Below are 13333 nucleotides of genomic sequence, written 5' to 3'. Positions count from 1 at the left end.
GCGGCGGCAGGCCGCGCTACGAGGCCCGGACCCGCAGCTGATCGCATTACCATCGGCGCCATGCCCCCGTCGCCCCACCGCTCCGGCGGTCCGCAGCCGGGGCGTCGCAACCGGCGCCGCCGCAAGCGGCTGCGGACCGTGGACGAGACCTCGGCCGGGGGGCTGGTGGTCGACGACGCCGAACGCCTCGCTGCGATCATCGGGCGGACCGACCGCAGGGGACGACTGCTGTGGTCGCTGCCGAAAGGCCACATCGAGCCTGGTGAGAGACCGGAACAGACCGCGGTGCGCGAGGTCGCGGAAGAGACCGGGATCATCGGACGGGTGACGGTGGCGATCGGCACGATCGACTACTGGTTCGTCGCCGGCAACCGGCGGGTGCACAAGACGGTGCACCACTTCCTGCTGGATGCGGTCGGCGGAGAGCTTTCCGACGAAGACGTGGAGGTCACCGAGGTGGCTTGGGTGCCGCTAGGTGAACTGGACGGCGTGCTGGCCTACGCCGACGAACGGCGGCTGGTGCGGCACGCGGTCGCGCTGCTGGACGGGACCGACCCGGGCGGCGCGCCAAGGCCGGGGACCGGGAACCGGCCGCGGAGCACGGGAACGGAGCCGGGTTGAGGTGTCTGGTAGCCGTCGTGGTGGCGGTCCTGCTGATCGGCGGGATCCCGATCACCTCGGCAGGCACGGCGAATGCGCAGGACTCGTCGCTGGCCCAGCTCGAAGTGACCAAGGTCACTCCGTCGGTGGTATCCGGACCGGGCGAAGTGACGATCAGCGGGCGGCTGACCAACACCTCCGGCCGCACGCTGCACGACATCGAGGCCCGCGTGCAGCGCGGCGCCCCGACCTCCACCGTTCCGGCCACCCAGGACGCGGTGCGCGGCAACGCCTCGACCGTCACGGGCCCCGAGTTCCAACCGCAGGTGGGCAGCCTCGCGCCGGGGCAGCAGGCGCCGTTCGAGCTGCGCATCCCGATCAACGGCGGTCCGCAGTCGCTGCAGATCGACCAGCCCGGGACGTTCCCGCTGCTGGTCAACGTCAACGGCAAACCCGACGACGGCGGCCGGGCGCGGGTCGGTGAGGCGAGCTTCCTGCTGCCGGTGCTCAACACGCCCGGCGCGCCGCCCGCGAAACCTCCGCAGCCCACGCCGATGACGATGCTGGTGCCGATCGTCGACTACCCGCGGATGCAGCGGGAGGGCACCCAGGGGCAGCGTCCGGTGCTCGCCGACGACTCGCTGGCCAGTTCGCTCACCCCTGGCGGCCGGCTCTACGACCTCGTGCAGTCCGTGGTGGAAAACGCAGGACCGGGGTCCCCGCTGGGCAACGGCCTGTGCTTCGCCGTCGACCCGGACCTGCTGGCGACGGTGAACGCCATGCAGGGCGGTTACCAGGTGCGCCAGCCCGACGGCGGGCTCATCGAAGGCACCGGGGCGGCGTCGGCGCAGCTGTGGATGAACAAGCTGCGGCAGGCCACCGAAGGCCGTTGCGTGATCTCGCTGCCCTACGCCGACTCCGACGTGGTGGCGCTGGGCCGGGCCGGGCTGCCGGACCTGATCCAGGGCGCGCTGGACGGCGCGCTGGTCGTGCGCCAGACGCTGCGCCAGGAACCGCAGCGCAACGTGCTGTGGCCGATCGAAGGCGCGCTGGACGAGCCCGCCGCCAGCGAACTCAGCCGCTTCGGCATCGACACGATGCTCATGGAGCCCTCGTCGCTGTCCACGCCCGATGGCTCGCTGGAGCCGGTGCGGCTGCGCGCCAAAGGCTCACCGACCGCGGTGCCGGTCGACCCGCTGCTGTCCGAAGCGCTGGACCCGCTGCACGGCACGCCGCAGGAGTCGACCGCGCTGTCCCCGCCGGACAGCGGGGCGTTGAGCGCGCAGAACGCGCTCGGTGCGATGGCGTTCCGCGCGACCGGCGGCTACCAGGACGGGGCGACTTCGGTGCTGGCGCCGCCACGGCGCTGGAACCTCAGCGGCTCGGACCTGCGTTCCCTGCTGCAGGGCATGGAACAGCTCACCGGCGCCGGGTACGTGCGACCGACCGGGTTGCCGCAGGACGGCGGGCAGGCGCAGCAGGCCGCCACGCCGCCTCCCGAAGCGCGGTTGGCCTACCCGCCGGAACACGCGGGCGAGGAGATCCCGCAGCCGGTGCTGGACCAGCTCGCGCGGCAGAACTACAAGGTCGGCGACCTGTTCCGCTCCAGCAGCCGGGACCCCGCGGCCAACCTGGAACCGGCCGCGCTGACGAACCCGCTGCGCAACGGGCTGCTGCGCGGGGCTTCCAGCGCGTGGCGCGGTGATCCGGACACCGCCCGGCACTGGGTCCGGGTCGCCTCGGACACGCTGGGCGGGGTGCTCTCGCGGGTCCGGCTGGACGAGTTCTCCGGGAAGATCACGCTGACCGCCTCGAACGCGCCGATTCCGATGACGGTCACCAACGACCTGCCGGTGACGGTCTCGGTGGTGCTGCGCATCCCCGACACGGCCGGGATCAAGACGAAGGACCTCGGCGTGATCCGGGTTCCCGCGCAGGGCCGCAGGCACTTCCGGCTGGAGACCGAGGTGCACCGGGCGGGCCAGTTCACCGTCGACGTGGACGTGACCACCGAGTCCGGCACCGAACTCGGGCCCGCGAAGCGGCTGCAGCTGCAGTCCTACGCCTACGACCCGTTCACCGTGGGATTCACCGCGATCGCCAGCGCGCTGCTGGTCGTGCTCTCGGCCCGGCGGATCCTGCGCCGGTTGCGCGCCCGCCGGGGCAGGCAGGGCGAGCAGCCGCACTCGGACTCCGAGTCGACCGCGCCGAACCCGGTCGTCCGGGACGATCCCGCGGCCGAAACCATGCCCGGCGTGACCGGCCCGCCGCCCGCTGGGCCCGGCAACACCACCGAAAGTGACCGCGACCGGGGCTGACATCCTGGTCCAGGCCACACGCCGGGGTGACATGCTGCTGCGGCGCAGGCGGCGAGTGAAGGGCGCGAGAGGTGAACCGAGACAGCGACGCGCAGACGCGGCGGAACGTGCCCGGTCCGGGCCAGCCGCCGCCGGGGCGTGGCGCCGACGCCGAATCGACCCGGCCGATCCCGCGCGTGCCCGCGCACCCGTCGCAGCCGCGCCCCGCGCACCCGTCGCAGCCACGCCCCGCTCAGCCGCAGCCGCCCGGACCCGTGCCGCACAGCGGCGCTCGCCAGCCGGGATGGCACGCCGCCGACACCCAGCCGATCCCGGCGGTGCTACCCGAGCCGGGGCTGGACCAGGCCGCCGAGCGCGCCGACGAGCAGACCCAAGTGCTGCGCACGACCTCCTCCGGCGGCAAGAAGTCGCTGCTGCGCGCGAGCGGCTCGATGGCCGTCGCGACGCTGATCAGCCGGATCACCGGCTTCGGCTGGAAGCTGCTGCTAGCGCTGGTGATCGGGTTCGGGGTGAAGAACGACTCGTTCACCGTCGCCAACAACCTGCCCAACAGCGTCTTCGAGTTCCTCATCGGCGGCGTGCTGACCAGCGTGATCGTGCCGGTGCTGGTGCGGGCGCAGAAGTCGGATTCCGACGGCGGTGAGGCCTACATCCAGCGGCTGCTGACGATGTCGGTCGCGCTGCTGGTGGTCGGCACCGTGGTCGCCGTCGTGGCCGCACCCGGCTTGGTGTGGCTCTACGTGCGCGACGGGGGCAAGGCCAGCCCGGAACTGGCCACCGCGCTCGCCTACCTGCTGCTGCCGCAGATCCTCTTCTACGGGATCAGCGCGCTGGTGAGCGCGATCCTGCAGGCGAAGCAGATCTTCAGCCCACCGGCGTGGGCACCGGTCGTGAACAACCTCGTGGTGATCACCACGATCTTCGTGTTCTGGGCGATCCCCGGCGAACTCACGATCAACCCGGTGCGGATGACCAACGTGCACCTGCTGGTGCTGGGGATCGGCGTGACCCTCGGCGTGGCGGCGCAGGCGTTCATCCAGGTGCCCGCGCTGCGCCGCACCGGCTTCCGGTTCCGCTGGCGCTGGGGCTGGGACTCGCGGCTCAACGAGTTCGGCGGGCTGGCGCTGTGGATGCTGGCCTACGTGGGGATCAGCCAGGTCGGGCTCATGGTGATGAGCGGCGTCGGCACCCGCGCCGTCGTGTGGTCGATGTACAACTACGTGTGGATGCTGCTGCAGCTGCCGTACGGCGTCATCGGCTTCTCCGTGATGACCGCCATCCTGCCGCGGATGAGCGCGGCGGCAGCCGACCACGACTACCCGCGCCTGGTCTCGGATCTCTCGCTGGGCAACCGGCTGTCCACCGTCGCGCTGCTGCCGATCAGCGGGATCATGAGCGCCATCGGCTTGCCGCTGGCGCTGGCGCTGTTCTCGATCGGCAAGAGCAGCGGGGACGCCGACCAGATCGGCATCGCGCTGGCGGTCTCGGCGTTCGGCGTGCTGCCGTACGCGCTCACCATGCTGCAGATGCGGGTGTTCTACGCGCTCAAGGACGCCCGCACGCCCACCTTGATCATGGTGGTGATGACCGTCGTCAAGGTCGTGCTCACCTTGCTGTGCGGTGCGATCGAAGACCCGCAGATGGTGCTGTACGCGCTGGTGTTCATCAACTCGTTCGGCTTCGTCGTCGGCTGGCTGGTGGGCGAGGTGTGGCTGCGGCACCGGCTCGGCCCGCTCGACGGACGGCGGTTCGCCGCCACCCTCGGCAAGACCTTCGCGGCTTCGGTGCTGGGCGCGCTGGTGACCTGGCTGGTCGTGCTCGGCGTCGACGGCGTGGTCCCCGGAGCGGCGGGCGCCGGTACCGGCTGGCTGCAACTCCTGCTCGGGTCGGTGCTCGGGTTCGCGGCCACCTTCGGGCTGATGACGCTGTTCCGGGTGAGCGAGATCGAACCAGCCGTCGCCCGGGTCACCGCGATGGTCCGCCGCGGCTGATGTCCGCGGATCGGTGCTCCAGCGGCCCGTTGCGCTGCCGCACTGCTCCGGCTGCGGGAACCGCGGCGTGCGATCGGGCGGCGCACCGATCTGCTGCGTCGTAGTTGCCGTGAGCGTCACGTACCCTCGATCCGGAAGTCTTCTCCCGTGGGGAGGGGGTGGCCAGTGCCCCCCGGCTGGAGCGGGAGGAGCGGGAGAGGGAAGGTGAGCAGCAAACCGACCAGGCAAGCAATGCCGGAACACGACGCGGTCGAGGGCTCGGCGGAGAACGCGGAGCAAGCGCTGACCCCCGGAGCGGTGCTCGACCACGGCCGATACCGCCTGCTGGCGAAGGTCGGCTCGGACCCGCGGTGCGACGCGGAGCTATGGCGGGCCAAGGACGGTGTGCTCGGGCGCGACGTCGCGCTGACGATCCTGACCGGGGACCGCTCGGACTCGCAGTCGGCGTCCAGCGCGCGGCGCACGCTGGAGCGGGCGATGCACGCCAGCACCTTCAACCACGTCGGCGTCGCGCGAGTGCTGGACGTCGTCACGCCGGCGCCCGGTGATCCGGACGGCGTGCTCGGTGTGGTCATCGCCGAATGGACCCACGGCACCGACCTGCTGGACCTGGTCTCCGAGGGACCGCTGCCGCCCGGCACGGCCGCGCGGCTGCTGCAACCGCTGGCCGCCGCCGTCGAGGCGGCGCACCACGCAGGTCTGGTCCTCGGTGCGGATCATCCGCAGCGCATCCGGGTGACGCCGGAGGGCGAGGTCCGGATGGCGTTCCCCGGCCCGCTTTCAGCGGCCAGTTCCACCGACGACGTGCGCGGGCTGGGTGCCGCGCTGTACCTGCTGCTGACCGGCCGATGGGCGCTGGACGGGGCTCCGGAGGGCCTTGCGCTGGCCCCGACCGGCCCGGACGGCACCATCGTCGCGCCGCGCACGCTGCGCCCGACCGTGCCGCTGGAGCTGTCCACGGTCGCGCTGCGCGCGCTCGGCAGCCAGGACGGCAACGGCACCACCGGCGGCGTCCGCACGGGCGCCGCGGTGCTCCGGGTGCTGGAGCAGCACGCCACGTTCGACGGCCCGACCTCGGTGGTGCAGCAGCCGCCGACCAGCGGCGACACCCACGAGGTGTGGAGCACCCAGGACCCGAAGCCGGACAAGGTCAAGCGCAAGAAGCTCGCGATCAGCGTGGGCGCGCTGGCGGTGGCCACCCTGCTGGTCATCGGCTGGATCGCGGCCAACCTGATCGGCATCTTCGCGGGCGGCGACCAGGCCGAAGGCCCCTCGAAGACGCTGGGGGAGCCGGACCAGCAGGCCCGTCCGGTACCGGTGCAGGTCACCGGCGGCACGCCGATCATCAAGGAGCAGACGCCGGACAGCCCGGACAAGATCCCGAACCTCTACGACGGCGATCCGTCGACCTCGTGGGCCACCGACTCCTACAACGACCAGTTCGGCAGCGGGTTCAAGTCGGGCACCGGGACGCTGCTGACGCTGCAGCGGCCGACGAGCGTGCGCGAAGTCGTGATCGATTCGCCCAGCGCGGGCACCGTGGTCGAGGTCCGCGCGGCGAACGGGCCGAACCCGAACGTGGACGCCAGTCCGCTGCTCGGCCAGCAGACGCTCAACGCGGGCCAGACGACGATCCCGATCGCCCAGGGCCAGCCGACGCAGAACCTGATCGTGTGGGTCAAGCAGCTCGCCCCGTCCGGCGGCAAGTACCAGTCCCGGATCAACGAGATCACGGTGCAGGGCAGCGCGTCCTGACCGGCCGCGGTCACCGGTGCGCAGCGGGCGTACCGGTGGCCGAGATCACGGTCAGTAGAGTGCTGATCCGTGTCTGCCCCCGCCAGATCGGACGCCGACCTCATCGCGGCGCACACCAGTGGCGATCCGGATGCGTTCGCCGAACTCTTCCGCCGGCACCGCGACCGGTTGTGGGCGGTCGCGCTGCGCACCATGCGCGACCAGGAGGACGCGGCGGACGCGTTGCAGGACGCGATGATCTCAGCGTTCCGCAACGCCGCATCGTTCCGCGCGGAATCCCAGGTCACCACGTGGTTGCACCGGATCGTGGTGAACGCCTGCCTGGACCGGATCCGGCGCAGGCAAGCCCGGCCGACGGTGCCCTTACCGGAGGCCGGGCCCGCTGAACCGGCGGCTCCGCGGGACGCGATCGCGGAGCAGGACACCCGGATGGCCGTGCAGGACGCGCTGGGCGAGCTGCCGGAGGAGCAACGCGCGGCGATCGTGCTCGTTGACGTCGAGGGCCGTTCGGTGACCGAAGCGGCCGCCATGCTCGGCGTCGCCGAAGGCACCGTGAAGAGCCGGTGCGCCCGCGGGCGAGTCCGGTTGGCGAAACTTCTGGGGCACCTCCGGAACCCGAGTGCGGATGCGAACGTCCCAGATGACGCCAGCGACAAGCGTCGACGGGAGGGACGATGAGCGGCGAACAACGGCGCCCGGACGCGCCGCGGAGCGGCGCTCCGTGGTCTCCCGAGCTGGTGGCCGAGCTGCACGCGGGGATGCTGGATCAGGCCACGGTCGACGAGCTGCTGCCGCGCATCGAGGCCGACCCGGAAGCCCGCGAGCTGCTCGCCGCGCTGGAAGCGACCACGTCCGATCTCGCGGCGCTGCCCGACGTGACCATGCCCGGCGATGTTGCTGCCCGGCTGGACACCGCCCTCGACGAGGAGATCCGGACCAGGTCCGCCCAGCAGGGTGCACCGCAGCCGCCGACCGCGGACGGAGCCGCTACGGATCCGCACGGCGGACAGGTCGTGGACTTCGCCGCCGCCCGCAGCCGCCGGCGCAGGCGGTACGGCCGCAGCGCCGCGATGGTGACCGCGGCGGCCGCGGTCACCGGCGTCGTCGTGCTCGCCTCCACGCTGTTCGGTGCCGGTGGCGGACAGCAGGCCGCGAACGCGCCCGAACCCGCGCAGGGGCCGCCGCCGCTGGCCCTCAGCGGTGACCGGCCCACGCTCGCGCCCGACCAGCTCGGCGAAGTGCTCGGAACCAAGCGCTACGGCGCGCTGACCGACCCGGGCCGGTTGCTCGGCTGCCTGCAAGCCAATGGCGTGCGCAGCGGAAACCCGCTCGGCGCCCGGGAAGTGACGATCAACGGCGAACCCGCGCAGCTGCTCGTGCTGCAAGGCGGCGGGATCGGCCGCTTCCGGCTGCTGGTGGTCGGCCCGGAGTGCGGACCGGACCGCCCCGCGACGATCTCCGACAGCACCCTGGGAAGCTGAGCGGGGTCCGGCCCGTCACGGCGCGGCGGATTCGGGAACACACCTGCCTAGGATCGCGTTGACCCGGATGCGCTCGCGCTTCGGAGCACGGCGGGCAGCACGCGACAACGGAAGGGGCGCGGTGACTGGCGACGTCCGCAACCTCATCATCGTGGGCTCCGGCCCCGCTGGGTACACCGCTGCGGTGTATGCCGCGCGGGCGGAGCTGCAGCCACTGATCTTCGAGGGCACGCAGTTCGGTGGGGCGCTCATGACCACCACCGACGTGGAGAACTACCCCGGTTTCCGGGACGGCATCATGGGTCCCGAACTCATGGAGCAGATGCGCGAGCAGGCCAAGCGCTTCGGCGGGGAGCTGCGCACCGAGGACGTGGAGAGCATCGACCTCGAAGGCGATGTGAAGACGGTCGTCGCGAACGGGGTGGAGTACCGCGCGAAGGCGATCGTGCTCGCGATGGGCGCCGCCGCCCGCTACCTCGGCGTACCGGGCGAGGAGAAGCTGCTCGGGCACGGGGTCTCGGCCTGCGCGACCTGCGACGGCTTCTTCTTCCGCGAGCAGCACATCGCCGTGATCGGTGGCGGTGACTCGGCGATGGAGGAGGCCACGTTCCTCACCAAGTTCGCCGACACGGTCACGATCATCCACCGGCGCGACGAGTTCCGCGCGTCCAAGATCATGCTGGAGCGGGCCAAGGCCAACGAGAAGATCCGCTGGCGCACCAACGCCGCGGTCGACGAGGTCCTCGGCGACACCGCCGTGACCGGCCTGAAGCTGCGCGACACGGTCAGCGACGAGGAATCCGAGCTGGACGTCACCGGCATGTTCGTGGCGATCGGGCACGACCCGCGCAGCGAGCTCGTCCGGGACCAGCTGCAGCTCGACGAAGAGGGCTACGTGGCCGTCCAGCAGCCCACCACGCACACCGGCATCCCCGGGGTGTTCGCCGCGGGCGATCTGGTCGACCGGACCTACCGGCAGGCCGTCACCGCGGCCGGCTCCGGCTGCTCCGCGGCGATGGACGCCGAACGCTGGCTGGCCGAGCAGGAGGTCTCCGGCGCGGCCCACGTCGCGCCCGAACACGCAGGCGGTGGCTACGCGCCGACCTCCGAAACCGCCGCCGCGCGCTGACCAGCGCACGACGACCCGACGACACACGCACGAGGGAGATGAACATGGCCGGCAACACCGTGACCGTCGACGCCAACTCGTTCAAGTCCGACGTACTGGGCAGCGACAAGCCCGTACTGGTCGACTTCTGGGCGACCTGGTGCGGCCCCTGCAAGATGGTCGCCCCGGTGCTGGAGGAGATCGCCGACGAGAACCCGGACAAGATCACCGTGGCGAAGCTGGACATCGACCAGAACCCGTCGGTCGCCCGCGACTACCAGGTGATGAGCGTGCCCACGCTGCTGCTGTTCAAGGACGGCGAGCCGGTCAAGCAGATCGTCGGCGCGAAGCCGAAGGCGGCGCTGCTGTCCGACCTGGAGGACTACCTGTGATCCGTTCCTGACCGGGACGTTTCCTCGTTCGCCGACCCCGCTGAGCTCCGGCTCGGCGGGGTCGGCGTCGTTCGCACCGACTGCGTCGGCCTGTGCGCGGGCCGCAGCGCCGGTGCGAGTCGGGCAAGGCACAATGAACTGATTGGGTTCGCATCTGAACTCGTTTTCCACCAAAAGTGGATATCGGGGGAGAACGACCGTCCTTCGCGCCGGCTCCGCACCGGCGCCTGAATCGAGCGAGGAGTGCATGCAGCTGCTCCACCGCGGTGACGTCGGTCCGGCCGTTGCCGAGATCAGGAACACCCTTGCTGCGCTGGGTCTGCTTCCCGCCCCCGAAGGTGCGGCCGCCCCCGGGCCCGCGACTTTCGACGCAGCGGTGGAACACGCGGTGCACGTCTTCCAGCAGCGCCGCGGCCTGATCACCGACGGCGTCGTCGGCCCCGCCACCTACCGCGCGCTGACCGATGCGCGCTGGCAGCTCGGCGACCGCTCGCTGGCCTACCTGGTGTCCAAACCGGTCAGCGGGGACGACGTGTTCGCGCTGCAGGAACGGCTGCTCGAGCTCGGTTTCGACGCGGGGCGCCCGGACGGCATCTTCGGCTGGCAGACCGAGCACGCGCTGCGCAGCTTCCAACGCGACTACGGGCTCAACTCGGACGGCATCTGCGGCCCGGGAACGCTGCGCGCGCTCAAGCAACTCGCCCCCAAGGTGCGCGGCGGACGCCCCGTCTACCTGCGCGAACAAGAGAAGGTCCGGCGTTCCGGCCCGCTGCTGCGCGGTAAGCGGATCGTGCTCGACCCGGGGCACGGCGGCACCGACCGCGGTGTGACGGTCGGCGGCGTCAGCGAGGCCGATCTCGCCTGGGACCTGGTGCGCCGCCTCGAAGGCCGGATGGTGGCCACCGGGATGGAAGCGTTGATCTCCCGCGGCCCGCACGCCTGCCCGCCCGAGGCCGATCGCGCCGACTTCGCCAACCAGGCCGGCGCGGACCTGTTCGTGTCGCTGCACATGGACGCGAACTCCGCGCCCGCCGCGCAGGGCGTGGCCAGCTTCCACTTCGGCACCGGCAACGGCACGACCTCCACGGTCGGGGAGGCGCTGGGCGGTTTCATCCAGCGGGAGATCGCCGCTCGCACCGGCATGCTGGACGGCCGGCTGCACCCGAAGACCTGGGAAGTCCTGCGGCTGACCCGGATGCCCGCAGTGCGCACCGAGATCGGCTACCTCACCAACGCCGAGGACCGGCGGCGGCTGCTCGACCCGGCGTTCCGGGACGTCATCGCGGAGGGACTGCTGGTGGCGGTGAAGCGGCTCTACCTGCTCGGCCAGGACGACCAGCCGACGGGGACGTTCACCTTCGACGACCTGCTCCGGCACGAACTCGCCCGCGCCGAAGGCGCCTGAGCGCCCTCAGCCGAGCGCGGGCTCCGCGGTCCGCACCGACACCGTGCCGAGCAGGCGTTCCAGCGCTGCCTCCACATCTTCCTTCCACGAGATCGCGGTGCGCAGCTCCAGCCGCAGCCGCGGCCACTTCGGGTGCTGCTGGACCGTCTTGAAGCCGACCTGCTGCAAGAACCCGGCCGGGATCACGCATCCACCGGCGTCCTCATGCAGGTCACCGAAGGCTTCGATCGCACGCACACCGCGCCGGGTGAGGTCCTTGGCGACGTTCTGCACCAGCACCCGTCCGAGTCCGCCGTGCTCGAAATCGCCGACGACCCGCAGCGCCGTCAGCAGCACCGCGTCCGCGCTGATCGGCCCGCTCGGAAAGGCGGCCGCGCGCGGTACCACCGCGGGCGGCGCGTAGAGCGCGTACCCGGCGGGAACGTTGTCGATGTAGAGGATGCGGCCGCAGGATCCCCAGTCGAGCAGTACGTTCGAGACCCACGCTTCCTTCTCGAACTCGGTCTCACCGAACTCCTCCGCCTGCTCCCGGATGTGCGGAGCCAGCTCCCAGAACACGCAGCGTCGGCACGTCCGAGGCAGGTGGTCGAGGTTGTCCAGCGTGACGCCCACAACGCGTCGCGACACCTGACCTCCTGCGAAACCCGCGAGAACCCGCGCTCAGGCAGGTGGGGACGTGGTCAGGATATGCCGCCACGACCGGCCGCCGGAAGTTCCCCACCCTTCCCAGCGTCCCCCGCACTGGTGAGATGGGTTACCGTCGATCCGGTTTCAGCGAGGCGCCCGTTACACGAACGGTCCCCGGGCGCGATAGCACAGATAGAATCGCGCGACCGTCGCCTAGCGGTAACAGGAGACGAGCTCCCCAGCGCACACCCGAACCCCGGAGCGCGGAATGTCCGACCACGGCAGCACCCCGAACGATCCTCAGCCGGAGCAGCGAACGGAAGCCGCTCCGCAGCAGGCAGGCACGGCGCGCAACCTCGACGCGCACCGCGACCGGTACGCCGCGCGCACCGCGGGCATGACCGCGTCCGAGATCCGCGCACTGTTCGCCGTGGCCAGCCGCCCCGAGGTCGTCTCGCTCGCCGGGGGGATGCCGAACCTCGCCGCGCTCCCGCTGGACTCGCTGGCCTCCGAGGTCGGCCGGTTGATCGCGGATGACGGCCAGGCCGCCTTGCAGTACGGCTCCGCGCACGGCGTGCCGGAACTGCGCGAGCAGATCTGCGAGATCATGGCGCTGGAGGGCGTCTCCGGGCACCCGGACGACGTCATGGTCACGGTCGGATCCCAGATGGCGCTGGACATGGTCACCAGGCTGTTCTGCGACCCCGGGGACGTGGTCCTCGCCGAGGGCCCCTCCTACGTCGGTGCGCTCGGCTCCTTCGCCGCTTACGAGGCGAAAGTCGTGCACGTGGCGATGGACGACGACGGGCTGCAGCCGGAGGCGCTGCGGCACGCCATCGCCGAAGTCACCAGTCGCGGGGAGCGGATCAAGTTCCTCTACACGATCCCGAACTTCCACAACCCCGGTGGCGTGACGCTCGCCGTGCAGCGCCGCGCCGAGATCCTGGAGATCTGCAGGCAGCACGACATCCTGGTGCTGGAGGACAACCCGTACGGACTGCTCGGGTTCAGCGGGCAGACCTACCCGGCGCTGCGCAGCTTGGACCCGGAGAACGTGGTCTACCTCGGTTCGTTCTCCAAGACCTTCGCTTCCGGCCTGCGGGTCGGCTGGGTGCTGGCCCCGCACGCGGTGCGCGAGAAGCTCGTGCTGGCCGCCGAATCGGCGACGTTGTGCCCGCCCACGCTGAACCAGATGATCGTCTCGCGGTACCTGAGCACGCACGACTGGGAAGGCCAGATCAAAACGTTCCGCGAGCAGTACCGCGAGCGCCGCGATGCGATGCTCGGCGCGCTGGAGCAGCACATGCCTGATGGCTGTTCCTGGACCAAGCCGGACGGCGGCTTCTACGTGTGGCTGACCGCGCCGGAAGGCGTTGACACGAAGGCGATGCTGCCGCGGGCGGTCACCCAGCGGGTGGCCTACGCCTCCGGTACCGGCTTCTACGCCGACTCGCTCGGCGGCAGGCAGATGCGGCTGTCCTACTGCTTCCCGACGCCGGAACGAATCCGGGAAGGCGTCCGCAGGCTGGCGAACACGCTCACCGAAGAGCGGGAGCTCGTGCAGACCTTCGGCACGGTTCCGCAGCGGGAGGTCTCCGGCCCCGAAGCTCCGTCGCCGGACACCGCGTAACCTCGTTCCGGCCGCACGATCCGATC

Annotated in this window: 11 protein-coding genes; 10 read left to right on the top strand and 1 reads right to left on the bottom strand. The window is 71.3% G+C overall.

What is annotated here, in order from left to right:
* The first annotated feature begins 60 nt into the window (after positions 1–60).
* The 9 genes from V1457_RS07760 to V1457_RS07720 all read left to right on the top strand — a co-directional run bounded on the left by V1457_RS07760 (position 61) and on the right by V1457_RS07720 (position 11050).
* Positions 61–621 (top strand): NUDIX hydrolase, encoded by a 561-nt coding sequence (locus V1457_RS07760; protein ID WP_338601891.1) that lies wholly within the window; start codon positions 61–63, stop codon positions 619–621.
* Positions 618–2918 carry a DUF6049 family protein gene (locus V1457_RS07755; RefSeq protein WP_200068019.1) on the top strand — a complete coding sequence of 767 codons (2301 nt, stop codon included), beginning with the start codon at positions 618–620 and terminating at the stop codon, positions 2916–2918. The genes V1457_RS07760 and V1457_RS07755 overlap by 4 nt, the downstream gene beginning before the upstream one ends.
* A gap of 71 nt (positions 2919–2989) precedes the next feature.
* Complete coding sequence (gene murJ, locus V1457_RS07750) at positions 2990–4909, top strand: murein biosynthesis integral membrane protein MurJ (RefSeq protein WP_338601886.1); 1920 nt, start codon at positions 2990–2992, stop codon at positions 4907–4909.
* Between the two features lie 204 nt (positions 4910–5113).
* The gene (locus V1457_RS07745) at positions 5114–6664 is read left to right on the top strand and encodes a protein kinase family protein (RefSeq protein ID WP_338601883.1); all 1551 of its coding nucleotides are present in this window, start codon (positions 5114–5116) and stop codon (positions 6662–6664) included.
* Between the two features lie 69 nt (positions 6665–6733).
* Positions 6734–7342 (top strand): RNA polymerase sigma factor SigM, encoded by a 609-nt coding sequence (gene sigM, locus V1457_RS07740; RefSeq protein WP_200068021.1) that lies wholly within the window; start codon positions 6734–6736, stop codon positions 7340–7342.
* Positions 7339–8145, top strand: coding sequence for a hypothetical protein (locus V1457_RS07735; RefSeq protein WP_338601878.1), 807 nt, complete (start codon positions 7339–7341; stop codon positions 8143–8145). The genes sigM and V1457_RS07735 overlap by 4 nt, the downstream gene beginning before the upstream one ends.
* Before the next feature lie 121 nt (positions 8146–8266).
* Positions 8267–9274 carry a thioredoxin-disulfide reductase gene (trxB, locus tag V1457_RS07730; protein ID WP_338601875.1) on the top strand — a complete coding sequence of 336 codons (1008 nt, stop codon included), beginning with the start codon at positions 8267–8269 and terminating at the stop codon, positions 9272–9274.
* Between the two features lie 38 nt (positions 9275–9312).
* The gene (trxA, locus tag V1457_RS07725; RefSeq protein WP_374220898.1) at positions 9313–9645 is read left to right on the top strand and encodes a thioredoxin; all 333 of its coding nucleotides are present in this window, start codon (positions 9313–9315) and stop codon (positions 9643–9645) included.
* 247 nt (positions 9646–9892) lie between these two features.
* Positions 9893–11050, top strand: coding sequence for an N-acetylmuramoyl-L-alanine amidase (locus V1457_RS07720; protein WP_200068025.1), 1158 nt, complete (start codon positions 9893–9895; stop codon positions 11048–11050).
* A 6-nt stretch (positions 11051–11056) separates the two neighbouring features.
* On the opposite strand, the gene V1457_RS07715 is transcribed toward V1457_RS07720, so the two are convergent.
* On the bottom strand, positions 11057–11677 hold the full coding sequence (locus tag V1457_RS07715) for a GNAT family N-acetyltransferase (RefSeq protein ID WP_338601870.1): 621 nt from the start codon (positions 11675–11677) through the stop codon (positions 11057–11059).
* Positions 11678–11945: 268 nt separating this feature from the next.
* Between V1457_RS07715 and V1457_RS07710 the strand changes: the two genes are divergently transcribed.
* Positions 11946–13307, top strand: coding sequence for a PLP-dependent aminotransferase family protein (locus tag V1457_RS07710; protein ID WP_200068027.1), 1362 nt, complete (start codon positions 11946–11948; stop codon positions 13305–13307).
* Positions 13308–13333 lie beyond the last annotated feature (26 nt).

The sequence above is a fragment of the Saccharopolyspora sp. SCSIO 74807 genome, assembly GCF_037023755.1.
Lineage (GTDB): Bacteria > Actinomycetota > Actinomycetes > Mycobacteriales > Pseudonocardiaceae > Saccharopolyspora_C > Saccharopolyspora_C galaxeae.
Note: the sequence above shows the minus strand (reverse complement) of the source record. Positions and strands in the feature narration are given on the sequence as shown.

What these genes read in the sequence shown, in the direction of transcription:
- V1457_RS07760 (WP_338601891.1), top strand. Translation starts at nt 61, where the DNA reads ATGCCCCCGTCGCCCCACCGCTCCGGCGGTCCGCAGCCGGGGCGTCGC.
- V1457_RS07735 (WP_338601878.1), top strand. Translation starts at nt 7,339, where the DNA reads ATGAGCGGCGAACAACGGCGCCCGGACGCGCCGCGGAGCGGCGCTCCG.
- trxA (WP_374220898.1), top strand. Translation starts at nt 9,313, where the DNA reads ATGAACATGGCCGGCAACACCGTGACCGTCGACGCCAACTCGTTCAAG.
- V1457_RS07720 (WP_200068025.1), top strand. Translation starts at nt 9,893, where the DNA reads ATGCAGCTGCTCCACCGCGGTGACGTCGGTCCGGCCGTTGCCGAGATC.
- V1457_RS07710 (WP_200068027.1), top strand. Translation starts at nt 11,946, where the DNA reads ATGTCCGACCACGGCAGCACCCCGAACGATCCTCAGCCGGAGCAGCGA.